The sequence below is a fragment of the Mycobacterium senriense genome (assembly GCF_019668465.1).
Taxonomy (GTDB): Bacteria; Actinomycetota; Actinomycetes; order Mycobacteriales; family Mycobacteriaceae; genus Mycobacterium; species Mycobacterium senriense.
This window is the reverse complement of sequence record NZ_AP024828.1, coordinates 2,213,086-2,238,414: the sequence shown is the minus strand read 5'-3', so window position 1 is coordinate 2,238,414 and position 25,329 is coordinate 2,213,086. Positions and strand designations below refer to the sequence as shown.

Below are 25,329 nucleotides of genomic sequence, written 5' to 3'. Positions count from 1 at the left end.
TGAGCAGCCGCGCGATTCGATCCCCAGTCGAGGTTGTTAATACCAATAGCGGCGGCCGGCGACGGGCCGACCGATCGAGCCCAGAATCCACAGGATCGCGCCGATGACCAACAGCACGATACCCAGAGTGGTCAGGATGGGTACGTGGAAGAAATAACCGAGAATAAGCAGGACAATTCCTAAGATAACCATGTTGATTCCTTTAATTGAGTGGTTAGTTGATTGATTGCATTGAACTTGGTTGTGGCAGATGGCAATCCGTGACCTTTGGATTGACACCGAAGTAATTCAAGGGTCCAGCGATTACGGTCACCGCAACCGTGCCCGCCGAGGCGCAAGATGTGTTGTCGTTTTTGAAGTAGTCGCGCTGCCACGCCGCGAAGACTCCGATCAGCAACCACACCAGCGCAACAGTTGTGATGATCCCGCTGCCACGCATCGTGACCTCCATTGTGGTCGAGAAGAAGTTTTCTCGTGGACCTGAAGTTACCCGTTCGACTCATGTCTAAACATGCAATGGGTTATGCGGCAGTGCTTGTCGGTGCAGCTCGTGGGGCTAGAGGTGGTCGGCGAGCCAGGTGGCGGCCCGCTTCTTCGACGCCCGGGACAACCAGGCGTCCTGAATCAGCTCAGCTAATTCGGTCCTGCTGATTTCCGCCAGCCGACCGGCACGGACCAGGACCGAAGGATGCCCGTCGAAATGGTCGCTGGTGAAAAACGGCGACGTGGGATCGGAAACCAACGCCAATTTGTCGCTCTCCGATTCCACCCACAGCATGATCACGTCCGCATAGCGTTCGCCGGTGTCCGGATCGGACGCGTCCGGCCGGGGCGTGCGGAAGAAGACGAACGACTTGCCGCCGACCTGGTAGATGGCATTGCCCCTGGGCCCCTCCAGGCGCTGAACGTGCGGCATTGCGGCGGCGATCTCATGCACGTCGCTCACCCGGGCGCGTCGGCCAGCCATAACGGCGAGGGTACCGATCGCCGCGGTTTAGCTCATCGCCGCTACGAGAAGTTCTGCGGCGCTACAGGTTTGGGCCTCGCGGCGGATCAGCCCGCCGTCCGCTGCGCGGACACGTAGAGGGTAGGCGGCATCGAGTCCTCCGCGCCCTGCGGAACGCTGCGGCCGTACCGCGCCATCAACTCCGCGAACGACGCCGTCGTGACGTCCCAGCCGCGGTCACGCAGCCAGTCGTCGACGGGAGTGCGCTCCTCCGCGTACCAGAGATCGTCGACGTCGGTGATCTCGGCGTTGACCAATTCGGCGGCCGCGGCCCGCATCCGCCGCATGTCGTCGCGCTGGCGCTGCACCCGGCCGGGGTCGGTGAAGCCCGCGGCGGGCACGTTGGACGCCAGCCAACTGCCCGCAGCGCTCAGCGAATCGATCCGCTCGAACAGCAGGTCCTGGGCCTGTGCCGGCAGGTAGCGGACCAGCCCCTCGGCCGACCAGACCGCCGGCTTGGAGGCATCAAATCCCGCATCCTGCAACGCTTTCGGCCAATCCTGGCGCAGATCGATCGGAACGTTGACCAGCTGCGCCTTGGGCTCCGCCCCGTGTTCACGCAGCGTCTTGGATTTGAACTCGAGCACCTTGGGCTGGTCGAGCTCGTAGACGACGGTGCCGTCGGGCCACGGGAGGCGCCAGCTGCGTGCATCCAGGCCGGCCGCCAGGATCACCACCTGCCGAACGCCGGCGTCGGCGGCGCCGAGGAAGAACTCGTCGAAGAACGCCGTCCGGGTCGCCATGAAGTCGACCATCAGCTGAAGGCGATCGCGCAGATCCGGCTCGATGTCGCCCGCCTTGGCCAGCAGCGCCGGATCGGCGTAGATGCTCCACATGCCCTCGCCCGCGGCGTCGACGAACACGCGCGCGAACGGATCGTTGATCAGTGGATTCTCGCTCTCGGTTTCGGCTGCGCGAGCTGCGGCGACACCCAGCGCCGTAGCGCCCACGCTCTGAGTGATCTCCCAGGAATCATTGTCGGTCCGCGGCATCGCCAGTTCCCTTCCCCAGAAAGTAAGTTATGCACACTATTCTTCCAGTCGCCGCCGCCCGGGGCCTCCCGTCGCCCCTGCCCTACCCTTTTTCTCAGACGGTCCACAGGTTGCAAGGGAGTGCCATGACGCCCGCCCCGCGTACGCCGCAGGAGGTGTTCGCCCACCACGGCACCGCACTGGCCGCGGGCGACCTCGACGAGATCGTCGTCGACTACGCCGAGGATTCGGTGCTGCTCAGCCCCGCCGGCATCGCCCGCGGCAAGGACGCCATCCGCACCGTCTTTGCGACGTTGCTCGCCGATCTGCCGGATGCGCAGTGGGACTTGCGAACTCAGCTCTTCGACGGGGACGTGCTGTTCCTGGAGTGGGCCGCCGATTCGGACGTCAACCGGGTTGACGACGGTGTTGACACCTTCGTGTTCCGCGACGGCATGATCCAAGCGCAGACCGTCCGATACACGCCGCACCCGAAGGGCTGAGAAGTGGATTACGTGAATCTGGAAGCCGTAGCGGAGTGGATGTCCGGACAGGGGCTCGGCGAGGGGCCGCTACAGGACGTTTCCAACGTCACCGGCGGAACCCAGAACGTCATGCTGCGATTCACCCGGGCCGGCCGGCCATACGTGCTGCGGCGCGGGCCACGACACCTGCGCCCACGCAGCAACAGCGTGATCTTGCGGGAGACGAAAGTCCTTGCCGCACTGGCGGGTTCGGACGTCCCCCATCCCCACCTGATCGCCGCCTGCGAGGACACCGGTGTGCTGGGCGACGCCGTCTTCTATCTGATGGACCCGGTCGACGGCTTCAACGCGGGCGAAGGCCTGCCGCCGTTGCACGCCGGCGACGCCGAGATCCGCCACGGCATGGGCCTGTCGATGGCCGACGCGCTGGCCAAGCTGGGCGCGGTCGACCACGTCGCGGTGGGTCTCGCTGATTTCGGCAAACCCGAAGGCTTTTTGGAACGTCAGGTGCCGCGCTGGCTATCGGAGCTGGAGTCCTACAACCAGTACGACGGCTACCCCGGGCCCGACATCCCCGGCATCGAGGAGGTGTCGAATTGGCTGGACCGGCACCGGCCGGCCAGCTGGACGCCGGGGATCATGCACGGCGACTACCACGCCGCCAACGTGATGTTCTCCCGCACCGGACCCGACGTGGTCGCGATCGTCGACTGGGAGATGTGCACCATCGGCGACCCACTGCTGGATCTGGGCTGGCTGCTGGCCACCTGGCGCCAGTCCGACGGTTCCAGCGTCTTCAGCCACGCGCTGGGCGGGCAGGACGGGTTGGCCAGCACCGACGAGCTCTTCGAGCGCTACGCCGCCCACACCACCCGCGACCTGTCCCATATCACCTGGTACACCGTGCTGGCCTGCTTCAAGCTCGGGATCGTGATCGAGGGGACGCTGGCCCGCGCCTGCGCCGGCAAGGCGGAGAAGGAGGTCGGCGACCAGTTGCACGCGGCCACGGTGCATCTGTTCGAGCGGGCGCTGGGCCTCATCTCCGACGAGGGTTGACCTACTACCATTTCCTCTCGTGCCGCCTTATCCCGAGGAACCGGATTTTTACTCCGAGCCCACCGCGGCCGCGCGGTACGGCGGGTCTTACCAACCCGAGCCACAGCCGCCGGAGCCGCCGACGCCGTGGTACCGCCGTCCGGCGGCTCTGGTCGCGGCCGGCGCCGTCGGGGTGATCCTGCTGGCCGCCCTGGTGTTCGCGGTGGTCAAGCTCACCAGCGGCTCCCCGGCGCCCGCCCCCGCGACGACGACGCCCGTCCCGTCCACCACCGCACCGGTGACCACCACGGAGCGGACGCCGCGGCATCACAGGGGCGGCGGCGGTGGCGCGCCGACCCAGACGGTGACCGAGACGGCCCCGCCGCCGAGCACCGACACCGGCACGACGACGGAGCCGCCCACCACGGCCGCACCGAGCACGGAAACCAGCACCGTCACGCAGACCGTGACCGAACCGCCCCGCCGGGGGCCGTTCCAGCCGTTCCAGCCGCGGCCGTAGCGCGGGCGACATGCACGCGAGCGGCGGCCTAATCCGCCCGGCGACGGCAGCGGATGCGGCTGCGTGCGTTGCCATTTACCGGCCGTACGTCGAGCACACGGTTATCAGTTGGGAAACCGAAGTCCCCACCGAAAAGGAAATGGCCGCGCGGATCGCCGCTGCGCAGGCGAGCCACGAATGGCTTGTCCTGGAACGCGATTGCCGGGTGATCGGCTTCGCCTACGGCCACGCCCTGAATCGCCTTGCCACGTACCAGTGGTCGATCGAGACCGGGATCTACCTCGACGCCGGCCATCGCGGTACCGGAGGAGGGCGCGCGCTCTACACGGAAATGCTGCGCAGGCTCGCCGAGCGGGGCTACCGGCAGGCGTTCGCCGGTATCACCCAGCCCAATGAGGCCAGCAACGGCTTCCACCGGTCGTTCGGGTTCACCGAAGTGGGCCTGTACCGGCGCGTCGAGTGGAAACACGACGGCTGGCACGACGTCGCGTGGCTGCAGCTCGATCTGGCGGCTGCCGAGCCGGATGAAGCACCCGGGCCGATCATTCAGCCGGGCCGGGTGCGCGAGTCCGGGGCTTAGCCGCCGGCGGCGCCACCGCCCAGGAAGCCCCCGCCGGCGCCACCACCGACGAAACCACCTCCGGCGCCGCCACCAACGAAGCCGCCGCCCGCGCCGCCACCGATTTGCTCAATGTTGATTGTCATGGGCGCAAAGTATCGGCGAAAAGCTGCGCCGACAAGAAACTGGGTCTTAACGATTCAAATCATTTTGGGTTGCCGAGCCCTCAGCTACCGAGCGCCCGAAGGGATTCGAACGTCGGCACCGCGGTTACGGCTAGCGCGTGAGCAACGCGCCCGCGGACCCACTCACTTTTGTGAGTCGTCGGCTTCAGCAGACTGCGCGTCTGCTTCCTCTTCTTTGCCCTCGGTGGCCTGTGGCGGTTGTTCGTCGCCTTCTGGCGGTGGCTGTTCGGCGGTGGTCAACGGGCTGCTCCGTCCAAGTGGTGTGTTCGCATGCCACCTACCCCGGTCTGTGGCATAGCAAACTGCGCTCGGTCAGCTGTCGCGGCGCCCGACCGGGGTGCTCTCGGACGGCTCTTCACCGGATTGGGGTCGAGTCCGCGTCTGAATAGGACCGTCCGTTGCCCCACCGAGGCGGACCACTTCGGGGAGTGGGCCGCGGAATTGGATTTTGCGACGACCTATCCACCGCTCGTGCGAATCTGCGGCTCGAGTCGCGCTAACTAAACGAGTCTCGCAGCAACGTTCGCGCGCCCGGATTAGCCAGGAAGTTTGAGCGCCGAAAGCACTCGGGTAGATAGCCGGCGTGGGGGGAAATGACCCGATGGGTCGACGGCAGATTGCCCAGGCCGTCGAGTTCGTTCGAGCGCTACACGTTCAGCTGCAGGAGCTGAACGACAAGCTCGCGTCGATCGAGCGTCAGATCGGAACCGCGAGCAACGCCAGGGCACGCGCACTGCGAATCGAAGCAACGACGCTGCGCCGGGATATCCGGGAGGCACAGTCTCTCGTCGAGCAGCTCGAGCGCTGCTATCTCGGGGGGAACTCCGTCGATCCGGCACGGCCGGCGGCTAGACAACGGCAAGCGCGGCTGGCCGCCAGCAGGTGATGAGCGCGCCCGAAGGGATTCGAACCCCTAACCTTCTGATCCGTAGTCAGATGCTCTATCCGTTGAGCTACGGGCGCCTGTTCTTCAGTTGTCGTTCCGTGTTGCCGCTAAAGGATCTAGCGGAGGCGAGAGGATTTGAACCTCCGGTCCCCTTTGAGGGGGACAACTCATTAGCAGTGAGCCCCATTCGGCCGCTCTGGCACGCCTCCCTTGGACTTTCTGAGGGTACCGACCCCTTTCCGGTCTCGCGGAACCGGCCATACTGTACACAGTCGAGACATAAACTGTCGAAGTGACCGCTCGCCTTCGCAACGAACTGGCCGGACTGCCAGTGTATGTCCCCGGCAAGAACGTCCCGGGCTCCATCAAACTGGCCAGCAACGAGACCGTGTACGGCCCGCTGCCCAGCGTGCATGCGGCCATCGAGCGTGCGGTTGCCGTCGTCAACCGCTACCCGGACAACGCCAGCGTGGACCTCAAGGCCGCGCTGGCCATGCACCTGGGTTCGGACGTCGCGCCCGAGCAGATTGCGGTCGGTAGTGGTTCGGTCACGTTGTGCCAGCAGCTGGTTCAGATCACCGCGGCGGCCGGCGACGAGGTGATGATCGGCTGGCGCAGCTTCGAGTGCTACCTGCCCATCATCCAGGTGTCCGGTGCGACCACGGTCAAGGTGCCGCTGACCAACCACACGCACGACCTCGAAGCGATGCTCGCCGCGATCACCGACCGCACCCGGCTGATCTTCGTGTGCAACCCGAACAATCCGACGTCCACCGTCGTCGAACCGGACGCGTTGACGCGATTCGTCGACGCGGTGCCGCCGCACGTCCTGATCGCCATCGATGAGGCCTACGTCGAATACATCCGCGACGGCATGCTGCCCAACAGCCTGGAGCTGGCCCTGACGCGCAGCAACGTCGTTGTGCTGCGGACCTTTTCGAAGGCCTACGGGCTGGCGGGGCTGCGCTGCGGTTACGCGGTGGGCCACCCGGACCTGATCACCGCGCTGGACAAGGTCGTCATGCCGTTCGCGGTGACGAACGTCGCGCAGGCGGCCGCCATCGCGTCTCTCGAGGCTTCCGACGAGCTGATGGCCCGCACCGACGCGCTGGTGACCGAGCGGACCCGCGTGAGCGACGCCCTGCGCGAGGCCGGGTTCGAGCTGCCCCCGTCGCAGGCCAACTTCGTCTGGCTGCCGCTGGGCGAGCGCACCATGGACTTCACCGAGCAGGCCGCCGACGCGCGCCTGGTAGTGCGGCCGTTCGCGTCCGAAGGCATCCGTGTCACCATTGGTGCGCCGGAGGAGAATGACGCCCTGCTGCGTTTCGCCTGCGACTGGATCGCCCGCACCGAATCGTAAGGAGTCGCCGTGGACCTCGCGCGGAAGAAGTTCACCGAACTCAAAGAGCGCAGCGGCGACATCGCGGATTCCGAGCTCGACGAGTTCTGGGCCGAACTTCAGCCCGCGACGATCGACGGGATGCTCGGCGAGTGGAAGGGCGGCGAGTTCCAGACCGGCCACAAGATGAACGGCCAACTGGAAAAGGCCGGCTGGTACGGCAAGACCTTCAAGTCCGTTCGCGACGTGCAGCCGCTCGTGTGCCTGGACGCCGAGGGCAACAAGTTCTCCAACGTGGAGATGGGCAAGGGCGAGGCCAGCCTGTGGCTGGAGGACTTCCGCGGCGAGGTCACCGCCACCATGGTTTACGACGGCCAGCCGGTGCACGACCACTTCAAGAAGATCGACGACGACGCCGTGATGGGCATCATGAACGGCAAGGGTGTCCGGGATAACGGCAAGTACTACTACTTCTACCTGGAGCGGGTGTAGTCGACCGCGCGCGAGTGTGCGGCTAGCCGCACACTCAACCTCCAGCGTGCGGCAGGCCGCACACTCGGCCGATCGGTTAGGGGCTTAGCCTGCCGGATTGCGGCCGGTGAACGCGACCAACTGCTCAAGCGCGCCGACGTCGGCCTGGACCTCGACCGGGTCGTCGAACCCTGCCTGACCACGTAACTCCGGCCTGATGATCTGACGCGCCAGCCCCAGCACGTATTCGGACAGCGGCTCTGGCGCGTGGATGTCGTGGCCCACCGCGGCGGCGTAATCCCAAGCGTGGACCAGGAATTCGATCGACAGGATGCCGCACGCGCTGTTCGCCGGTATCTCGCCCTTGCCGAACGGCACCGATCCGTCCAGGCCGTGGCGGTGCCAGGCGTCCAGCGCGGGCCGAGCCGCGGCGATCACCTGGCGCTCGACCGAATCGCCTTCCTCGCGCTCCGGGATCTCCGCGCCCACCATGCCCCCGAGCGCCGAAATCGAGTTCAGCAGATGCCCGGTGAGCGCCTCCACGTCGAATTCCGTGCACGGCGTCCGCCGCGACAGGTCGTCGGCGGCGATGGTGTGCAGGACCCGCTGCAGCACCCCCAAGGTGTCCTCGGCGCTGTGCAGCTCGTCGGTGGGCGGGGAATGCGGTCCGGGTCGCAAGTCAGGAGCCATATTCGCCACGCTACGGTCTCGATATGGCGCAAGCATACGAATCCGTCACCGTCGAGACGAAAGACCACGTCGCCCAGGTGACGCTGGTCGGACCGGGCAAGGGCAATGCGATGGGACCGGCCTTCTGGTCGGAGATGCCGGAGCTGTTCGCGGCGCTGGACGCCGACCCCGAGGTGCGGGCCATCGTGCTGACCGGTTCGGGCAAGAACTTCAGCTACGGCCTGGACGTGCCGGCGATGGGCGGCTCGTTCACGCCGCTGCTGTCGGGCGACGCGCTGGCCGGCCCGCGCGCGGTGTTCCACCGCGAGGTCAGGCGCATGCAGGGCGCGATCAGTGCGGTCGCCGACTGCCGGACCCCCACGATCGCCGCGGTGCACGGCTGGTGCATCGGCGGCGGTGTCGACCTGATCTCGGCGGTGGACATCCGCTACGCCAGCGCCGACGCCAAGTTCTCGGTGCGTGAGGTCAAGCTCGCCATCGTCGCCGACGTCGGCAGCCTGGCCCGCCTGCCGATGATCCTGAACGACGGGCATCTGCGCGAGCTGGCGCTGACGGGCAAGGACATCGACGCGGCCCGTGCCGAAAAGATCGGTCTGGTCAACGACGTGTACGCCGACGCCGACGCCACCCTGGCCGCCGCGCACGCCACCGCTGCGGAGATCGCCGCCAATCCCCCGCTGACCGTGCACGGTGTCAAGGACGTTCTCGACCAGCAGCGCACCGCGGCCGTCTCGGAAAGCCTGCGATACGTGGCGGCGTGGAATGCGGCCTTCCTGCCGTCCAAGGACCTGACCGAGGGCATCTCGGCGACGTTCGAGAAGCGCCCGCCGCAGTTCACCGGGGAGTAGTCCGGCGCCACGTACCCTCGCTGAGGTGACGACACCAGACGGCAAGATCCGCCTCCCGGCAGACCTGGACTCCGTGACGGCGATCGGCGCCGAAGACCACTCCGAAATCGACAGCGCCGCCATCGAGCGGATCTGGCAGGCCGCCCGGCATTGGTACCGGGCCGGCTTCCATCCCGCCATCCAGCTCTGCATCCGCCGGCACGGCCGCGTCGTGCTCAACCGCGCGATCGGGCACGGCTGGGGCAACGCCCCCAGCGATCCGCCCGACGCGGAGAAGATCGCGGTCACACCGGACACACCGTTCTGCGTGTACTCGGCGGCCAAGGGAATGGCGGCGACCGTGGTGCACATGCTGGTCGAGCGCGGCGTCTTCTCGCTCGACGACCGGGTGTGCGAATACATCCCCACGTTCACCAGTCACGGCAAGCACCGGATCACCATCCGGCACGTGATGACGCACAGCGCGGGACTGCCCTTCCCGACCGGCCCCAGGCCGGACGTCACCCGCGCCGACGACCACGAATACGCGCAGCAGAAGCTGGGCGAGTTGCGGCCGCTCTACCGTCCCGGCCTGATCCACATGTACCACGCGCTGACGTGGGGTCCCCTGGTCCGAGAGATCGTCTACGCGGCCACGGGCAAGGAGATTCGCGAGATCCTGGCCACCGAGATCCTCGACCCGCTCGACTTCCGCTGGACCAACTTCGGCGTAGCGAAGAAGGACGTGCCGCTGGTCGCGCCCAGCCACGCCACCGGGCAAACGCTGCCGCCGGTGGTCGCCCAGATCTTCCGCAAGGCGATCGGCGGAACCGTGCACGAGATGATCCCGTACACCAACTCCCCGGCGTTTTTGACCACCATCATTCCGTCGTCCAACACGGTGTCGACCGCGCAGGAGATGTCGCGGTTCGCCGAGATATGGCGCCGCGGAGGCGAACTCGACGGCGTCCGGGTGATCAGTCCGGAGACCATGTACGGCGCGGTGACCCAATGCCGAAGGCTGCGACCGGATTTCGCGGTCGGCCTGCAGCCGGCCCGGTGGGGCACCGGCTACATCCTGGGCACCAACCGGTGGGGCCCGTTCGGCCGCAACGCGCCGCACGCGTTCGGCAACCTGGGCCTGGTGAACATCGCGATCTGGGCCGACCCCGCGCGCGAGCTGTCGGCCGGCGTGGTGAGCAGCGGCAAACCCGGCCGGGATCCCGAAGCCCGGCGGTACACCGCCCTGCTGGACGCGATCACCGCCGAAATTCCGACGGGTTGATCACGACGGCAGTGGGAACACTGCCAGGCATGGCTACCTATCGAGTGCTCGATCCGAAGGGCAACGTCGTCGCGACCAAAGACATCGAAAGTGCCGACGACGCACACGCATGGTTCGTCGACAACAAGGCCGACAACAGCGAGCTCGGCTGGCGCATGGAAGTCCAGCACGACGGCGACTGGCACTTCTTCGACGACAGCGAGGGCGATCGAAGCTAGGTGTTTGCCCCTCGGCTCGTGGGGCAACCAACAAAGCATGGACTCGCACCGCTTCCGCAAACTTCTGGACGCACCGGGGCCGTTCGCTTCGGTGTATTTCGATGACACACACGACACCCATGACGCCGAGGCTCAGCTCGAGCTGAAGTGGCGCGCGGTCAAAGAGGAGCTGGAGCGCCAGCGCGCCGCCGCGACGGTGATCGACCAGATCGAGGACGCCGTCATGAACCTGCGCCCGCCGATCGGCCGCAGCGGACGCGCGGTGATCGCCAGCGCCGACGTCGTGGTGATCAACGAGCACCTGGCTCGGCCCGCCGCCACCGACGTCGTTCGCGTCTCCGAATTGCCTTATCTGGTGCCGATTCTCGAGCAGAGCTTCGATCACCCGGACTACGTGCTGGTGATCGTCGACCACAGCGGTGCCGACATCACCACCCACATCGGCGGGACGCTGCGCACCGAGACCGTCGACGGCGGCGGCTATCCGGTGCACAAATCCTCCGGTGCGGAGACGGCCGGCTATGGCGACCCCCAGTTGCGCACCGAGGAGGCGGGCCGCAAGAACCTTCGCGCCGTCGCCGACCGCGTCGCTGAGCTGGCCGACGACAAGGCGATCGAGGTGATCTTCGTGGTGGGTGAGGTGCGCTCGCGCTCCGATATGCTCGCCGCACTGCCCGAACGCCTGCAGGAGCGGGCGGTGGCACTCGAGATCGGCGCACGGCATAGCGGGCACGACTTCGGCGAGATCGAACATGCCATCGAGGGCGAATTCGTCAAGCGCCAGCTACGCACGATTGACGGTGCCGCGCAACGCTTTACCGCCGAGATCGGGCGGCACTCGGGGCTGGCGGCCGAGGGACTCGGCGCGGTCTGCTCGGCGCTGCGTCAAGGCGCGGTGGAGACACTGATCATCGGCGACATCGGCGATGCGACCGTCGTCGCCGACGAGGGCTTGACGACGATCGCCCCGGACGAGAACGTGCTGTCCGAGCAGGGCGCCGCGCCGGCCAAGACGCTGCGGGCCGACGAGGCGCTGCCGATGTCGGCGATCTCGGTCGGCGCCGCCCTGGTGCGGACCGACGAGCGGATCTCCCCGGCCGACGGCGTGGGCGCGGTGCTGCGCTACGCGCCGACGCTGCACCAGAGCGTCGACCGCTGAGAGCGGTGGCGGAGGGATTTGAACCCCCGGACGGTTTTAGCCGTCTCTCGCTTTCAAGGCGAGTGCATTAGGCCGCTCTGCCACGCCACCGCTGATTAGGGTAGCGGGACTCGGTAGCGTGGCCACCATGCGCGCCATCGTCGCCGAATCCGCCGAGCAACTCTCCTGGCAGGAAGTGCCGGACGTCTCCGCCGGGCCGGGTGAGGTCCTGGTCAAGGTCACCGCCGCCGGCGTGAACCGCGCCGACCTGCTGCAGGCCGCCGGTAAATACCCGCCGCCGCCCGGCGCCAGCGAGATCATCGGCATGGAAGTATCCGGCGTCATCGCCGATACCGGCTCCGGTGTCACGAATTGGTCTGTCGGGCAAGAGGTTTGCGCGCTGCTCGCCGGGGGCGGATACGCCGAGTACGTCGCCGTTCCCGCCGGCCAGCTGCTGCCGATTCCCTCAGGTGTCGGCCTGGTTGACGCGGCCGGACTGCCCGAAGTGGCCTGCACCGTGTGGTCGAACCTGGTGCTGACCGCCCACCTGTGCGAAGGGCAACTGCTGCTGATGCACGGCGGGGCCAGCGGCATCGGCACCCACGCCATCCAGATCGCCCGGGCGCTGGGGGCCCGGGTGGCGGTCACCGCCGGGTCCGAGGAAAAGCTGCAGACCTGCCGCGAACTGGGCGCCGAGATCACCATCAACTACCGCGACGACGACTTCGTCGCACGGGTGCAGGAGTTCGGCGGCGCCGACGTGATCTTCGACATCATGGGCGCCTCCTATCTGGACCGCAACATCGACGCCCTGGCCACCGACGGCCAGCTCGTCATCATCGGCATGCAGGGCGGCATCAAGGGTGAGCTCAACGTCGGCAAGCTGCTCGCCAAGCGGGCCCACGTCATCGGCACCACGCTGCGGGGCCGTCCGGTGAGCGGACCGAACAGCAAGAGCGAGATCGTGCAGGCGGTGACGGCCAAGGTGTGGCCGATGATCGCCGACGGCCGGGTTCGGCCCATCATCGGCGAGCGGATCCCCATCGAGCAGGCGGGCACCGCCCACCAGAAGCTGGCGGCAGGAGAGGTGCACGGCAAGGTCGTGCTGACGCTGCCGGCCTAGGCCACGGCCCGGCACCTCAGCCCAGGGACGCCAGCGCGCGCACCAACTGATCGACTTCGGCTGTCGTCGAGTAGTGCGCCAGCCCGACGGTGACCGCGCCGCCGACGTCGTTGACGCCCAACACGTCGAGCGCGCGGGAACTTTCGTTGGTGACGGCCAGAATCCCGTTGTCCGCCAACCGCTGCACGACCCGCTCGGCGGGCACGCCGTTCAGGGCGAAACTGACCACCGGGATCCGCACCTCCGGGCGGCCGATCACCATCACCAGCGGCAGCGAGCGCAGCGAAACCATCAGGTAGTCATAGATCCGGTTCAGATACGAAGTGGCGGATTGCATCGAGACAGCCAGGCGTTCGCGCCGGGTGCCGCGGGCGGATTCGTCGAGCGACGCCAGGTACTCGATGCTGGCCACCACCCCGGCCAGCAGACCGAACTGGTGCGCGCCGATCTCGAGGCGCGCCGGCCCGACGGCCTTGGGGTCCGGCGAGATGGAGCTGAACGAGTTGAGCAGCGCCGGCTCACGGAACACGATCGCCCCGATCGGGGGACCGCCCCAGGCCGCGGCGTTCACCGCCACCACGTCGGCGTCGGTTTCCTTGACGTCGAGCAGCCGGTAGGGCGCCGCGGCGGAGTGATCGACGACCACCAGCCCGCCGACGTCGTGCACCAGTTTGGTCATCGCCCGCAGATCGGTGACCGTGCCCAGCGTCCCGGAGGCCGAGGCGACGGCGACCAGCCTGGTCGACTTCCCGATCAGTCCCTCCCACTGCCACGTCGGGAGCTCTCCGGTCTCGATGTCGATCTCGGCCCACTTGACCTTGGCGCCGTACCGGTGCGCCGCGCGCAGCCACGGAGCGATGTTGGCCTCGTCGTCCAGGCGGCTGACGACGACCTCGTAGCCCAGGCCGGCCCGCGACGACGACGCCTCGGCCAGCGCCGACAGCAAGATCGCCCGGTCGGCGCCCAGCACGACCCCCGCGGGCTCGACGTTGAACAGATCGGCCACCGCGGCCCGCGCCGCCTCCAGAACGGCGGCGCTGCGCTGCGCGGACGGGTGTGCGCCCACGGTGGTGGGACCGGACCTGCGGAAGGCCGTCGACACAGTGGTCGCGACGGAATCGGGGACCAGCATCCCGCTCGGGGCGTCGAAGTGTACCCACCCGTCACCCAGCGACGGATGCAGTCCGCGCACCCGGGCGACGTCATATGCCATGTGGGCCACCTTAGAGCTTCCGCTTTTTTGCGAAACTGTGACGGTAGCGGGCGCCACACACGTTCCGGCCAGCTGGTGGCTTCCCGAGCCAGGGCACCCGGCCAGCCATACTAGTCGAGTGGGGCTCTGGTTCGGAACGCTCATTGCATTGTTTTTGCTGATAGCGCCCGGGGCGATCATCGCACGCATCAGTCAGTTGTCTTGGCCGGTGGCTGTCGCGGTCGCTCCGGCGCTGACCTACGGCGTGGTCGCGCTGGCCATTATTCCGTTTGGTGCCATCGGGATTCCGTGGAACGGCTGGACGGCGCTGGCCTCGCTGGCCGTGGTGTGCGTGCTGATGATCGGGCTGCAACTGCTGCTCGGCCGCTACCGCGATCGCGATGCCGAAGCCCGCTCGGTCAGCCGCTGGCCCGCCGTCACGGTGGGGGCGGGCGTGGCGTTGGGGGCGCTGCTCATCATGTGGGCCGCTTATCGTGGCCTGGCCGCCCACTGGCAGACCATCCCCAGCACCTGGGACGCCGTCTGGCACGCCAACGAGGTCCGGTTCATCCTGGACACCGGCCAGGCGTCGTCCACCCACATGGGCGAGCTGCGCAATGTCGAGACCCATAAGACGCTGTACTACCCCTCGGTGTTCCACGCCCTGACCGCGGTGTTCTGCCAGCTGACCGGGGCCGCGCCCACCACCGGCTACACGTTGAGTTCGGTCGCCGCATCGGTCTGGCTGTTCCCCACCAGCGCGGCGATGCTCACCTGGCAGCTGATGCGGCCGCGCACGACCGAGTGGCGCTGCGCCGGGGCCGCGGCCACCGCGGCCGCGTTGTCGGCGTCGTTCACCGCGCTCCCCTATGTCGAGTTCGGCGTCGCCGCGATGCCCAACCTGGCGGCCTACGGGGTCGCGGTCCCGGCGTTCGTCTTGATCGCTTCCACGCTGCGGCACCGCGACCGCATCCCGACAGCGGTGCTGGCCTGGGTGGGCGTCATGTCGGTGCACATCACTGGCGGGGTGATCGTGCTGTTGTTCCTGGTGGCCTGGTGGCTCATCGATGCGCTGTGGCACCCGGCGCGTGGCCGGCTGGCCGATTTTCTGGTCCTGGCCTGCACTGCCGTGCTGTGCGGACTGATCCTGCTGCCGCAGTTCATCAGCGTCCAGGGGCAGGAGGACATCATCGCCGGGCACTCCTTTCTGACCCACCTCAGTAAGAAGCGGGGCATTTTCGACGCCGTCTTCCAGCACTCCCGCCACCTCAACGACTTCCCGGTGCAGTACGGGTTGATCGCGGTCACCGCCGTCGGTGGGGTCATTTTCCTGGTCAAGAAGATCTGGTGGCCGCTCGCCTTGTGGCTGGTGCTGGTCGTGGTCGACGTCGACGCCGGAAATCCGCTGGGCGGCCCGGTCGGTGCGGTGGCCGGAATGTTCGGCGAGTTCTTCTACAAAGATCCCCGCCGGATCTCGGCCGCCATCACCCTGCTGCTGGAGCCGATGGCGGGTGTCGCGGTGTTCGCGATCGTCGTGGGCGTCGTGGCCGCCGCCAAACGGGTCACCGGCCGGTTCAAACCATTGCCCGCCCCGGTCTGGATCGCGACCACGGCGGTGCTTCTGGTGGCAACCACGGTGCTGACCGGGCGCCACTACCTTTATCGGCACATCGTGTTGTTCGGCGACAAGTACGACTCGGTAATGATCGACCAGCGCGATCTGATGGCCATGGCCTACCTGTCCAAGCTACCCGGCGCGCACGAGACTCTGATCGGCAACGCCAACACCGACGGCACGGCGTGGATGTACGCCGTCGCCGACCTGCACCCGCTGTGGACCCACTACGACTACCCACAACAGATGGGTCCGGGCCCTAACCGATACATCTTCTGGGCGTACGCGCGCCGGGGCGACTCCGATCCGCGGGTCCTCGAAGCGATAAAAGCGCTCAACATTCGGTACATCTACACCAGCTCGCCGACTGTCCGGGGGTTCGCGGTACCCGAAGGACTAGTGTCACTGGATAAGTCGAAGTCGTGGGCGTTGATCTACGACAACGGCGGTGCCCGAATTTATGAATGGCGCGGAAACGGCACGACGCCACACTCATAGTCCAGGATGGTGAAGCATTGAGTACCCGCAACGACGATGACGACGTCGAAGTCATCGGTGGTGTCGATCCGCGCGTGATGGCACTGGCCGACGACGACGAGGACGAGCGGTCCCTGACCGACCTGGTCGAGCAGCCGGCGAAGGTGATGCGCATCGGGACCATGATCAAGCAGCTGCTCGAGGAGGTGCGCGCCGCACCGCTGGACGAGGCCAGCCGTAACCGGCTGCGCGAGATCCACGCGACCAGCATCCGGGAACTGGAAGAGGGCTTGGCACCCGAACTGCGTGAGGAGCTCGACCGCCTCACCCTGCCCTTCAACGAAGACGCCGCGCCGTCCGACGCCGAATTACGCATCGCCCAAGCGCAGTTGGTCGGCTGGCTGGAAGGACTGTTCCACGGCATCCAGACCGCGCTGTTCGCCCAGCAGATGGCCGCCCGCGCGCAGCTGGAAAACATGCGCCAGGGCGCCCTCCCCCCGGGCATGGGTAAGCCCGGGGGCGCGCCCGGGCACGGTCAGTACCTGTAAGCAGACGCAGCATCAATGGCGCCGGATTCTGGTCCTCACATCGAGACGCACAACGCGTGGGTGGAGTTTCCCATCTTCGACGCCAAATCACGCTCGTTGAAGAAGGCATTCCTGGGCAAGGCCGGCGGCACGATCGGCCGCAACAGCTCCAACGTGGTGGTGGTCGAAGCGCTGCGGGATATCACCATGTCCCTCGAGCTTGGCGACCGGGTCGGGCTGGTCGGCCACAACGGGGCAGGCAAATCGACTCTGCTGCGGCTACTTTCGGGCATCTACGAACCCACCCGGGGCTGGGCGACGGTCACCGGCCGGGTGGCGCCGGTCTTCGATCTCGGCGTCGGCATGGACCCCGAGATCTCCGGCTACGAGAACATCATCATTCGCGGCCTGTTCCTGGGTCAGACGCGAAAGCAGATGCTGTCCAAGGTCGATGAGATCGCCGAGTTCACCGAACTGGGTGACTACCTGTCGATGCCGCTGCGCACCTATTCCACCGGCATGCGGGTGCGGCTGGCGATGGGCGTGGTCACCAGCATCGACCCCGAGATCCTGCTGCTCGACGAGGGCATCGGCGCGGTGGACGCAGACTTTCTGAAGAAAGCACAATCGCGATTGCAGAGTCTGGTGGAGCGCTCCGGAATCCTGGTGTTCGCCAGCCATTCCAACGAATTCCTGGCCCGGCTGTGCAAGACGGCGATGTGGATCGACCACGGCGTCATCCGCATGTCCGGCGGCATCGAAGACGTGGTGCGCGCCTATGAAGGGGAGGACGCCGCCCGCCACGTCCGCGAGGTGCTCGAAGAGGACCAGCACGCGAATCGGGTCGAGACACCCCTGGCCCAAAGAGCATCCGGGGATGAGTGAGACAGTCGTCGCCGTCGTCGTCACCCACCGGCGCCCCGACGAGCTGGCCAAGTCGCTGGACGTGCTAAGCACGCAGACCCGGCTGCCCGATCATCTCATCGTGGTGGATAACGACGGTCCGCGCGACGGCCGGATCCGCGATCTGGTTGCCGGCCAACCGATCCCGACGACCTACTTGGCATCGCACCGAAACCTCGGCGGCGCAGGAGGTTTCGCGCTGGGCATGCTGCACGCATTGGCCCGGGGCGCCGACTGGGTGTGGCTGGCCGACGACGACGGGCGCCCGCAGGACTCGAACGTGCTGGCCACTCTGCTGGCCTGCGCCGAGAAGCACGGCCTGGCCGAGGTATCGCCGATGGTCTGCAATATGGACGACCCGCAGCGGCTGGCGTTCCCGCTGCGGCGCGGCCTGGTATGGCGCAGGCACGTAAGCGAATTGCGCACCGAGGCGGACCAAGACCTGCTGTTCGGGATCGCCTCGCTGTTCAACGGCGCCCTGTTCCGGGCCGCCACCCTGGACGCGATCGGCGTTCCGGATCTGCGGCTGTTCATCCGCGGCGACGAGGTGGAGATGCACCGCCGGCTGGTTCGCTCCGGCCTGCCGTTCGGGACGTGCCTGGACACGATCTACTTGCACCCCTGCGGATCCGACGAATTCCGCCCGATTCTGGGTGGCCGCATGCACACCCAGTATCCCGACGACGACACCAAGCGGTTCTATACCTACCGCAACCGCGGCTACCTGCTGTCGCAGCCCGGCCTGCGCAAGCTGCTGGTGCAGGAGTGGGTGCGGTTCGGCTGGTTCTTCCTGGTGACCCGTCGCGACCCGCGCGGCCTGCTGGAATGGATCAGGTTGCGGCGTTTAGGCCGTCGCGAGCAGTTCGGCAAGCACGATGCGGGAGGTTCCCGATGACGTTTTTCGACGCGGCGGCACAGTCGCGGACCTTCACCCGCGCGCGGGGCGATCTCGCCGACGGCTTCCACCGGCACGAGCTCTGGCTGCACCTGGGGTGGCAGGACATCAAGCAGCGCTACCGCCGCTCGGTGCTGGGGCCGTTCTGGATCACCATCGCGACCGGGACCACGGCCGTGGCGATGGGCGGCCTGTACTCCAAGCTGTTTCATCTCGAGCTGTCGCTGCATCTGCCGTATGTGACGCTGGGGCTGATCATCTGGAACCTGATCAACGCCGCCATCCTGGAGGGCGCCGACGTCTTCGTCGCCAACGAGGGACTGATCAAGCAACTGCCCACGCCGCTGAGCGTGCACGTCTACCGGCTGGTGTGGCGGCAGATGATCCTGTTCGCACACAACATCGTCATCTACGTCGTCATCGCGATGATCTTCCCCAAACCGTGGTCGTGGGCCGATCTTTCGGTGATCCCGGCGTTGGCGCTGATCGTACTCAACTGCATCTGGGTGTCACTGTGTTTCGGCATCCTGGCGACCCGCTATCGCGACATCGGCCCGTTGCTGTTTTCGATCGTGCAGCTGCTGTTCTTCATGACGCCGATCATCTGGAACGACGACACCTTGCGGCAGCAGGGCGCCGGACGGTGGTCGAAGATCGTCGAACTCAACCCGCTGCTGCACTATCTGGACATCGTTCGCGCCCCGCTGCTCGGGTCGCATCAGGAATTGCGGCACTGGGCCGTGGTGCTGGTGCTGACGGCCGTCGGCTGGATCCTGGCGGCCTTCGCGATGCGCCAATACCGCGCCCGGGTGCCCTACTGGGTGTAGCCCGGCGGGCGGTCGCTCGAGGCCCCGCGCCGGCTTGGTTGCCGCGGACCCGCTTTGGGTGGAAAGTCGTGCTCAGACCTCGAACGCGATGGAGGGCGCGCGATGGACATCGTGCCGCTGGGCCCGGGCTTTGCCGCGGAAGTGCGCGGAGTCACCACGGACGAGGTTGCGGCGGCCGACGCCGCATACGCGGCGGTGCGCGCGGCGTTCGAGGAGCATTCGGTTCTGGTCTTTCGTGACCAGGACGTCACCGACGAAGCACAACTCGCCTTCACCCGCCGGTTCGGCCCGCTCGAGGTCACCAAGCCGGGGTCGGTGGGCGCCGGCAGCAACCTCGTCGTCCTCAAGACACTCGACGAGGAGGGCAACGTGGTGCCCGCAGACCACCGGCTCGCCCTTGAAAACAAGGCGAACCAGCTGTGGCACACCGACAGTTCGTTCAAGCGGGTGCCGGCGCTCGCTTCGGTGCTGTCGTCGCGCATCGTTCCGGCACGGGGAGGCGAGACCGAGTACGTCTCCACCCGGCTTGCCTTCGAGCGCCTCGACCCGGCGCTGCAGCGCCGGTTGGAGAATTCGTTCGCCTGGCACGAATACGCCTTTTCGCGCGCCAAGATCGCGCCCGACCTTGTCGGGCCGGCTGAGCGGGCGGCGCTGCCGCCGCAATGCTGGCGTCTTGTGTGGAAGAACCCGGTCAATGGCCGCAAGGCGCTGTACATGGCCTCGCACACCTTCGCGATCGAGGGCATGGGGCGGACCGCGGCGCAAGAGCTGCTGGCCGAGCTGACCCAGGCGGCGACCGCCCCCGGAGCGCGCTACCTGCACTCGTGGCGCAAGGGCGACGTGGTGATGTGGGACAACCGCGCGATCATGCACCGCGGCCGGCCGTGGCCGGCGCGAGAGCCGCGCCACATGGTGCGGAGCACGATCGCCGCGACGGCCGGGGACGGGCTCGACGCGATGCGTGCGCCGATGCGCCGGTGACAGGCCAATCCGACGGCCACGCGGCCCATGATGGTGGCGGGTGCGTCGTGGTGGTGTCACACTGGAACGCCATCTGCGCAACCGGTCGAAAGGTCCACCGACGTGAGCAAAAAGGTCCCATCGGCAGCGGACGCCGCGCGGAACAACCTCGAAGCTGAGCTGGACCGGCTACGGCAACGGCGTGACCGGCTCGAGGCCGAGGTCAAGAACGACCGCGGCATGGTGGGCGATCATGGCGACGCCGCCGAGGCGATCCAGCGGGCAGAGGAACTGGTGGTGCTCACCGACCGGATCAACGAGTTGGACCGGCGATTGCGGGCCGGGCCATCCGACGCCGATGCGTCGGAGACGCTGCCCGGCGGCACCGAGGTGACCCTGCGGTTCTCCGACGGTGAAGTCGTCACGATGCACGTGATCTCTATCGTCGAGGAGACTCCCGTCGGCCGGGAGGCCGAGACGCTGACCGCGCGCAGCCCCCTGGCCCAGGCCCTGGCCGGGCGCAAACCGGGCGACAAGGTGACCTACTCGACGCCGCAGGGCGAGAACCAGGTCGAGCTGATCTCGGTCAAGCTGCCCCGCTGACGCTTGCCGGGGAGCGCCCGCCGGCCCCGTTAGACTCCCCTCGATGGTTGCCCCGCTGCCCGATGCCGCGTCTGAAGACGCGCGCCCGCACTTGAGCCTGACGACGCAGGTCACCCGGTTCGTCGTCACCGGTGGCCTGGCGGGGATCGTGGACTTCGGGCTCTACCTGCTGCTGTGGAAAGTCGTGGGCGTCCAGGTTGACCTGTCCAAGGCCACCAGCTTCATCGTCGGCACCATCACCGCCTACCTGATCAACCGGCGCTGGACCTTCCAGGCGTCGCCCAGCACCGCCCGGTTCGTCGCGGTCATGGTCCTCTACGCCATCACGTTCGCCGTGCAGGTCGGGCTCAACCACGTGTGCCTGGCGCTTCTGCACTACCGCGGCTGGGCGCCGCTCGTCGCGTTCGTGATCGCGCAGGGCACCGCGACGGTGATCAACTTCGTCGTGCAGCGGGCCGTAATCTTCCGCATCCGCTGAGCCGCCCTCGGCAAGCGGTACCCTCTTTGACGATGTCGAGCACCGATCCCCCGACCAAGCCCGCCCGGCTGATGGGCTTCGGGCGCACCGCACCGTCGGTGGCCCAGGTGCTCTCTGCCCGCGATCCCGAGGTGATCGGCAAGGCGGTGGCCCGGGTGGCCGACTCGGGCGATCCCAACAGCCGGGGCGTGATCGCCCGCGGGCTGGGCCGGTCCTACGGCGACAACGCCCAAAACGGTGGCGGCCTGGTGATCGACATGACCGGGCTCAACCGCATCCACTCGATCAGCGCCGACACCCGGCTGGTCGACGTCGACGCCGGCGTCAGCCTGGACCAGCTGATGAAGGCGGCGCTGCCGTTCGGGCTGTGGGTGCCGGTGCTGCCGGGAACGCGCCAGGTCACCGTCGGCGGCGCGATCGCCTGCGACATCCACGGCAAGAACCACCACAGCGCGGGCAGCTTCGGTAACCACGTCCGGTCGATGGACCTGCTCATGGCCGACGGCACCGTCCGCACCATCACCCCCGACGGGGACGATGCCGACCTGTTCTGGGCGACCATCGGCGGCAACGGCCTGACCGGGATCGTGCTGCGCGCCACCATCGCCATGACGCCGACGGAGACGGCGTACTTCATCGCCGACGGTGTCGCCACCCACGACCTCGACGAAACGGTCGCCGTTCACCTCGACGGCAGCGAGGCCAACTACACCTACTCCAGCGCGTGGTTCGACCTGATCAGTCCGCCGCCGAAGCTGGGCCGGGCCTCGGTCAGCCGGGGCAGCCTGGCCAAGCTCGATCAGCTGCCGGAGAAGCTGGCCAAAAACCCGTTGAAATTCGATGCGCCGCAGCTGTTGACGGTGCCCGACGTGTTCCCGATCAGTGCGATGAACAAGCTGTCATTCATGGCGATCGGCGAGGTGTACTACCGGCTGGGCGGGACCTACAGCGGAAAGATCCAGAACCTGTCGCAGTTCTATCACATGCTCGACCTGGTCAGTGGCTGGAATAACGCTTACGGCCCAAGGGGTTTCGCGCAACACCAGTTCCTGGTTCCGCCGGACGCGATGAATGAGTTCAAGGCCATCATCCGCTGGATCCAGACCACCGGCCACTACTCGGCGCTGAACGTGTTCAAGCTTTTCGGGCCGGGCAACCGCGCACCGCTGAGCTTCCCGATGGCGGGCTGGAACGTCGCCATGGACTTCCCCAACAAGCCGGGGATCAACGAGTTCCTCAACGAACTCGACAGGCGCGTGCTGGAATTCGGCGGAAGGGTCTACACCGCCAAGGACTCCCGCGTGAGCGCCGAAACCTTCCACGCCATGTACCCGCGCATCGACGAGTGGATCGCCGTGCGACGCAAGGTGGATCCGACAGGGGTGTTCGCCTCCGACATGGCCCGACGTTTGGAGCTGCTCTAAATGGTGCTCGATGCCGTAGGTAATCCGCAGACCATTCTGCTGCTCGGCGGTACCTCCGAGATCGGCCTGGCCATCTGCGAACGCTACCTGCAGAACGCGCACGCCCGGATTGTGTTGGCCGCCATGCCCGGCGACCCCGGCCGCGACGCCGCGGTGGCGCAGATGCGGGCCGCCGGCGCGCGCTCGGTCGAGCTGATCGATTTCGAAGCCACCGATCCCGACGCCCACCCGAAGATGATCGACGCGGCCTTCGCCAACGGTGACGTTGACGTGGCCATCGTCGCGTTCGGCATCCTGGGGGACGCCGAGGAGCTGTGGCAGAACCAGCACAAGGCGGTGCAGGCCGTCGAAATCAACTACACCGCGGCGGTTTCGGTGGGAGTGCTGCTGGGCGAGAAGATGCGCGCCCAGGGCTTCGGCCAGATCATCGCGATGAGCTCGGCGGCCGGTGAGCGGGTGCGGCGGTCCAACTTCGTCTACGGCTCCACCAAGGCGGGACTGGACGGCTTTTACCTGGGACTCGGAGAAGCGTTGCGCGAGTATGGAGTTCGCGTCCTGGTGATCCGGCCCGGCCAGGTGCGTACCCGGATGAGCGCGCACGTCAAGGAAGCGCCACTGACCGTCGATAAGGAATACGTCGCCAACCTCGCGGTGACCGCGGCCGCCAAAGGTAAGGAATTGGTTTGGGCACCAGCAGCATTCCGTTATGTGATGATGGTGTTGCGACACGTCCCGCGTCCCATCTTCCGCAAGCTTCCCATCTGATAATGCGGAACGCGCTGGCCACCCTCGGCCAGATGGCTCTGGCGGTGCTGGTCGCGGTTGTCGTCGCGGTGGTCTCGCTGGTCGCCATCTCCCGGGTGCAGTGGCCGGCGTTCCCGTCCTCCAATCAGTTGCACGCCCTGACCACCGTCGGGCAGGTCGGCTGCCTGGCCGGGCTGGTCGCCGTCGGCTGGGTGTGGCGGCGCTGCGCGAGCCCCCGCGGCCGGCTGCTGACCCAACTGGCCGGGCTGGTCTTCGTGTCCGCGTTCACCGTCGTGACGCTGGGCATGCCGCTCGGGGCGACCAAGCTGTACCTGTTCGGCATCTCCGTAGATCAACAGTTCCGCACCGAATACCTGACTCGCCTGGCGGACAGCCCCGCCCTGCGCGACATGACCTATCTCGGGCTGCCGCCGTACTACCCGCCGGGCTGGTTCTGGATCGGCGGGCGCGCCGCGGCGCTCGGTGGGGCGCCGGCCTGGGAGATCTTCAAGCCGTGGGCCATCACCTCGATCACCATCGCCGTCGCGGTCGCGCTGGTGCTGTGGTGGCGGATGGTCCGGTTCGAATACGCGCTGATCGTCACCACCGCGACGGCCGCGGTGACGCTGGCCTACGGCTCTCCCGAGCCCTACTCGGCGATGATCACGGTGTTGTTGCCGCCGATGCTGGTGCTGACCTGGTCGGGCCTGCGCGCCGGTGACCGGCCGGACGCGGGCGGCCGTGCGGGCTGGGGCGCGGTGATCGCCGCCGGGCTGTTCCTCGGCTGGACGGCCACCTGGTACACGCTGCTGTTCGGGTTCAGCGCGTTCACCGTCGGATTGATGGCACTGTGGCTGGCCGGCGTGCGCTGGCAGCGGAACCGCAAGACCGGCGGGCTCAGAGTCGCCCTCGATCCGCTGCGCCGGTTGGCCGTCATCGCCGGCATCGCCGTGGCGATCGCCTGCACGACGTGGTTGCCGTTCGTGGTGCGAGCGGTGCGCAGCCCGATCAGCAACTCCGGCAGCGCCATGCATTACCTGCCGGCCGACGGCGCCGAGTTGACCTTCCCGATGCTGCAGTTCACGCTGCTGGGCGTCGTCTGCCTGATCGGCACCCTGTGGCTGGTGCTGCGGGCCCGATCGTCGGTGCGGGCGGGCGCCCTGGCCATCGGCGTGCTGGCGATCTACCTGTGGTCGCTGCTGTCCATGCTCACCACGCTGGCGCGCACCACCCTGCTGTCGTTCCGGCTGCAGCCGACCCTGAGTGTGCTGCTGGTCGCCGCCGGGGCATTCGGCTTCCTCGAACTCGCCCAGGCGCTCGCCGCTGCGGGCCGCGACCGCAGCTGGGGCCGCGCCATCGCCCCGGTGGCCGGCGCCATCGGCCTGGCCGCCGCCATCGCCTTCAGCCAGGACATCCCCGACGTGCTGCGACCGGACCTGACCATCGCCTACACCGACACCGACGGTCACGGGCAGCGCGGCGACCGCCGGCCGCCCAGCGCCGAGAAGTTCTACGCCACCATCGATCACGCCATCACCCAGGTGACCGGCAAGCCCCGCGACCAGACCGTCGTGATGACCGCCGACTACAGCTTCCTGTCCTTCTATCCGTACTGGGGATTCCAGGGCCTCACCTCGCACTACGCCAACCCGCTCGCGCAATTCGATCTGCGGGCCGTGCAGATCAACAAGTGGTCCGACCTCAAGACCGCCGACGAGCTGATCCATGCCCTGGACACCTGTCCCTGGCCCCCGCCGACGGTTTTCCTGATGCGCCGCGGCGCGGGAGGCAACTACACGCTGCGGCTGGCCGAGGACGTCTACCCCAACCAGCCCAACGTGCGGCGGTATACCGTCGATCTGCGCGGAGCCCTGTTCGACAACCCGCGCTTCGTCGTCCAAAGCGTCGGCCCTTTTGTGCTGGCCATCCGCAAGCCCGGGACGTAA

Annotated in this window: 30 protein-coding genes and 3 tRNA genes; 23 read left to right on the top strand and 10 right to left on the bottom strand. The window is 67.3% G+C overall.

All coding sequences use genetic code 11. The features are described 5' to 3' along the window. Positions 1-36: 36 nt before the first annotated feature. The 4 genes from MTY59_RS10650 to MTY59_RS10635 all read right to left on the bottom strand — a co-directional run bounded on the left by MTY59_RS10650 (position 37) and on the right by MTY59_RS10635 (position 1,998). Complete coding sequence (locus tag MTY59_RS10650) at positions 37-192, bottom strand: DUF6131 family protein (RefSeq protein WP_155765891.1); 156 nt, start codon at positions 190-192, stop codon at positions 37-39. 22 nt (positions 193-214) lie between these two features. Further along, positions 215-451, bottom strand: coding sequence for a hypothetical protein (locus MTY59_RS10645; RefSeq protein WP_221045606.1), 237 nt, complete (start codon positions 449-451; stop codon positions 215-217). Positions 452-556: 105 nt separating this feature from the next. After that, positions 557-967: an MmcQ/YjbR family DNA-binding protein gene (locus MTY59_RS10640; protein WP_221045605.1), complete on the bottom strand. Its 411-nt coding sequence runs from the start codon at positions 965-967 to the stop codon at positions 557-559. 86 nt (positions 968-1,053) lie between these two features. Then, positions 1,054-1,998, bottom strand: coding sequence for a class I SAM-dependent methyltransferase (locus MTY59_RS10635; RefSeq protein ID WP_221045604.1), 945 nt, complete (start codon positions 1,996-1,998; stop codon positions 1,054-1,056). 125 nt (positions 1,999-2,123) lie between these two features. Between MTY59_RS10635 and MTY59_RS10630 the strand changes: the two genes are divergently transcribed. Genes MTY59_RS10630 through MTY59_RS10615 form a run of 4 tightly spaced genes read left to right on the top strand, consistent with a single transcriptional unit; the run spans position 2,124 to position 4,597 of the window. Continuing rightward, positions 2,124-2,480, top strand: coding sequence for a nuclear transport factor 2 family protein (locus tag MTY59_RS10630; protein WP_221045603.1), 357 nt, complete (start codon positions 2,124-2,126; stop codon positions 2,478-2,480). 39 nt (positions 2,481-2,519) lie between these two features. Then, complete coding sequence (locus MTY59_RS10625) at positions 2,520-3,518, top strand: phosphotransferase family protein (protein ID WP_415822768.1); 999 nt, start codon at positions 2,520-2,522, stop codon at positions 3,516-3,518. 19 nt (positions 3,519-3,537) lie between these two features. Beyond that, positions 3,538-4,017: a hypothetical protein gene (locus MTY59_RS10620; protein ID WP_221045601.1), complete on the top strand. Its 480-nt coding sequence runs from the start codon at positions 3,538-3,540 to the stop codon at positions 4,015-4,017. A gap of 10 nt (positions 4,018-4,027) precedes the next feature. Next, complete coding sequence (locus tag MTY59_RS10615; RefSeq protein WP_221045600.1) at positions 4,028-4,597, top strand: GNAT family N-acetyltransferase; 570 nt, start codon at positions 4,028-4,030, stop codon at positions 4,595-4,597. Here the strand turns inward: MTY59_RS10615 and MTY59_RS27685 are convergent. Further along, entirely contained in the window at positions 4,594-4,722 is a 129-nt protein-coding gene (locus MTY59_RS27685; protein ID WP_284145693.1) for a hypothetical protein, read from the bottom strand. The two genes, MTY59_RS10615 and MTY59_RS27685, sit on opposite strands and share 4 nt — an antisense overlap. A 640-nt stretch (positions 4,723-5,362) precedes the next feature. Between MTY59_RS27685 and MTY59_RS10610 the strand changes: the two genes are divergently transcribed. Continuing rightward, positions 5,363-5,647 carry a hypothetical protein gene (locus MTY59_RS10610; protein WP_221045599.1) on the top strand — a complete coding sequence of 95 codons (285 nt, stop codon included), beginning with the start codon at positions 5,363-5,365 and terminating at the stop codon, positions 5,645-5,647. Between the two features lie 4 nt (positions 5,648-5,651). On the opposite strand, the gene MTY59_RS10605 is transcribed toward MTY59_RS10610, so the two are convergent. Further along, positions 5,652-5,724: transfer RNA gene (locus MTY59_RS10605), tRNA-Arg, on the bottom strand. A 43-nt stretch (positions 5,725-5,767) separates the two neighbouring features. After that, positions 5,768-5,856, bottom strand: a tRNA-Ser gene (locus MTY59_RS10600). A gap of 83 nt (positions 5,857-5,939) precedes the next feature. Between MTY59_RS10600 and hisC the strand changes: the two genes are divergently transcribed. Both hisC and MTY59_RS10590 read left to right on the top strand, forming a co-directional pair. After that, entirely contained in the window at positions 5,940-7,007 is a 1,068-nt protein-coding gene (hisC, locus tag MTY59_RS10595) for a histidinol-phosphate transaminase (protein WP_221045598.1), read from the top strand. A 9-nt stretch (positions 7,008-7,016) separates the two neighbouring features. After that, positions 7,017-7,478: a DUF4334 domain-containing protein gene (locus tag MTY59_RS10590; RefSeq protein WP_221045597.1), complete on the top strand. Its 462-nt coding sequence runs from the start codon at positions 7,017-7,019 to the stop codon at positions 7,476-7,478. An 84-nt stretch (positions 7,479-7,562) separates the two neighbouring features. On the opposite strand, the gene MTY59_RS10585 is transcribed toward MTY59_RS10590, so the two are convergent. Beyond that, positions 7,563-8,147 (bottom strand): TIGR03086 family metal-binding protein, encoded by a 585-nt coding sequence (locus tag MTY59_RS10585; protein WP_221045596.1) that lies wholly within the window; start codon positions 8,145-8,147, stop codon positions 7,563-7,565. 23 nt (positions 8,148-8,170) lie between these two features. On the opposite strand from MTY59_RS10585, the gene MTY59_RS10580 reads away from it, so the two are divergent. Genes MTY59_RS10580 through MTY59_RS10565 form a run of 4 tightly spaced genes read left to right on the top strand, consistent with a single transcriptional unit; the run spans position 8,171 to position 11,636 of the window. Further along, positions 8,171-8,995, top strand: a complete 825-nt coding sequence (locus MTY59_RS10580) for a crotonase/enoyl-CoA hydratase family protein (RefSeq protein WP_221045595.1) — start codon at positions 8,171-8,173, stop codon at positions 8,993-8,995. Between the two features lie 25 nt (positions 8,996-9,020). Further along, positions 9,021-10,259, top strand: coding sequence for a lipase LipE (gene lipE / locus MTY59_RS10575; protein ID WP_221045594.1), 1,239 nt, complete (start codon positions 9,021-9,023; stop codon positions 10,257-10,259). 29 nt (positions 10,260-10,288) lie between these two features. Further along, complete coding sequence (locus MTY59_RS10570; RefSeq protein ID WP_221045593.1) at positions 10,289-10,477, top strand: hypothetical protein; 189 nt, start codon at positions 10,289-10,291, stop codon at positions 10,475-10,477. A 37-nt stretch (positions 10,478-10,514) separates the two neighbouring features. Further along, positions 10,515-11,636 carry an Rv2629 family ribosome hibernation factor gene (locus MTY59_RS10565; protein ID WP_221045592.1) on the top strand — a complete coding sequence of 374 codons (1,122 nt, stop codon included), beginning with the start codon at positions 10,515-10,517 and terminating at the stop codon, positions 11,634-11,636. Between the two features lie 3 nt (positions 11,637-11,639). Here the strand turns inward: MTY59_RS10565 and MTY59_RS10560 are convergent. Continuing rightward, positions 11,640-11,726: transfer RNA gene (locus MTY59_RS10560), tRNA-Ser, on the bottom strand. A gap of 37 nt (positions 11,727-11,763) precedes the next feature. On the opposite strand from MTY59_RS10560, the gene MTY59_RS10555 reads away from it, so the two are divergent. After that, positions 11,764-12,738 (top strand): NAD(P)H-quinone oxidoreductase, encoded by a 975-nt coding sequence (locus tag MTY59_RS10555; RefSeq protein WP_221045591.1) that lies wholly within the window; start codon positions 11,764-11,766, stop codon positions 12,736-12,738. Positions 12,739-12,754: 16 nt separating this feature from the next. Here MTY59_RS10555 and MTY59_RS10550 read toward each other — a convergent pair whose 3' ends face one another. Then, a complete protein-coding gene (locus MTY59_RS10550) occupies positions 12,755-13,951 on the bottom strand; it encodes a cysteine desulfurase-like protein (protein ID WP_221045590.1) in 1,197 nt (398 codons plus the stop codon). Positions 13,952-14,069: 118 nt separating this feature from the next. Here MTY59_RS10550 and MTY59_RS10545 point away from each other — a divergent pair, with 118 nt between their 5' ends. The 11 genes from MTY59_RS10545 to MTY59_RS10495 all read left to right on the top strand — a co-directional run bounded on the left by MTY59_RS10545 (position 14,070) and on the right by MTY59_RS10495 (position 25,329). After that, positions 14,070-16,043, top strand: a complete 1,974-nt coding sequence (locus MTY59_RS10545) for a DUF6541 family protein (protein ID WP_221045589.1) — start codon at positions 14,070-14,072, stop codon at positions 16,041-16,043. Between the two features lie 77 nt (positions 16,044-16,120). After that, the gene (locus MTY59_RS10540) at positions 16,121-16,570 is read left to right on the top strand and encodes a bacterial proteasome activator family protein (protein WP_250160858.1); all 450 of its coding nucleotides are present in this window, start codon (positions 16,121-16,123) and stop codon (positions 16,568-16,570) included. A 15-nt stretch (positions 16,571-16,585) separates the two neighbouring features. After that, the gene (wzt, locus tag MTY59_RS10535) at positions 16,586-17,434 is read left to right on the top strand and encodes a galactan export ABC transporter ATP-binding subunit Wzt/RfbE (RefSeq protein WP_221045587.1); all 849 of its coding nucleotides are present in this window, start codon (positions 16,586-16,588) and stop codon (positions 17,432-17,434) included. Beyond that, positions 17,427-18,347, top strand: a complete 921-nt coding sequence (gene glfT1 / locus MTY59_RS10530) for a galactofuranosyltransferase GlfT1 (RefSeq protein ID WP_221045586.1) — start codon at positions 17,427-17,429, stop codon at positions 18,345-18,347. The genes wzt and glfT1 overlap by 8 nt, the downstream gene beginning before the upstream one ends. After that, a complete protein-coding gene (wzm, locus tag MTY59_RS10525) occupies positions 18,344-19,174 on the top strand; it encodes a galactan export ABC transporter permease subunit Wzm/RfbD (RefSeq protein ID WP_221045585.1) in 831 nt (276 codons plus the stop codon). The genes glfT1 and wzm overlap by 4 nt, the downstream gene beginning before the upstream one ends. Positions 19,175-19,276: 102 nt before the next feature. Next, positions 19,277-20,155, top strand: coding sequence for a TauD/TfdA dioxygenase family protein (locus MTY59_RS10520; RefSeq protein ID WP_221045584.1), 879 nt, complete (start codon positions 19,277-19,279; stop codon positions 20,153-20,155). A 102-nt stretch (positions 20,156-20,257) separates the two neighbouring features. Next, positions 20,258-20,737, top strand: a complete 480-nt coding sequence (locus tag MTY59_RS10515) for a GreA/GreB family elongation factor (RefSeq protein ID WP_221045583.1) — start codon at positions 20,258-20,260, stop codon at positions 20,735-20,737. Positions 20,738-20,780: 43 nt separating this feature from the next. Continuing rightward, a complete protein-coding gene (locus MTY59_RS10510) occupies positions 20,781-21,215 on the top strand; it encodes a GtrA family protein (RefSeq protein WP_250160798.1) in 435 nt (144 codons plus the stop codon). A 32-nt stretch (positions 21,216-21,247) separates the two neighbouring features. Continuing rightward, complete coding sequence (gene dprE1 / locus MTY59_RS10505) at positions 21,248-22,639, top strand: decaprenylphosphoryl-beta-D-ribose oxidase (protein WP_221045582.1); 1,392 nt, start codon at positions 21,248-21,250, stop codon at positions 22,637-22,639. Then, positions 22,640-23,404, top strand: a complete 765-nt coding sequence (gene dprE2, locus MTY59_RS10500) for a decaprenylphospho-beta-D-erythro-pentofuranosid-2-ulose 2-reductase (RefSeq protein WP_221045581.1) — start codon at positions 22,640-22,642, stop codon at positions 23,402-23,404. Positions 23,405-23,406: 2 nt separating this feature from the next. Then, a complete protein-coding gene (locus MTY59_RS10495) occupies positions 23,407-25,329 on the top strand; it encodes a galactan 5-O-arabinofuranosyltransferase (protein WP_221045580.1) in 1,923 nt (640 codons plus the stop codon).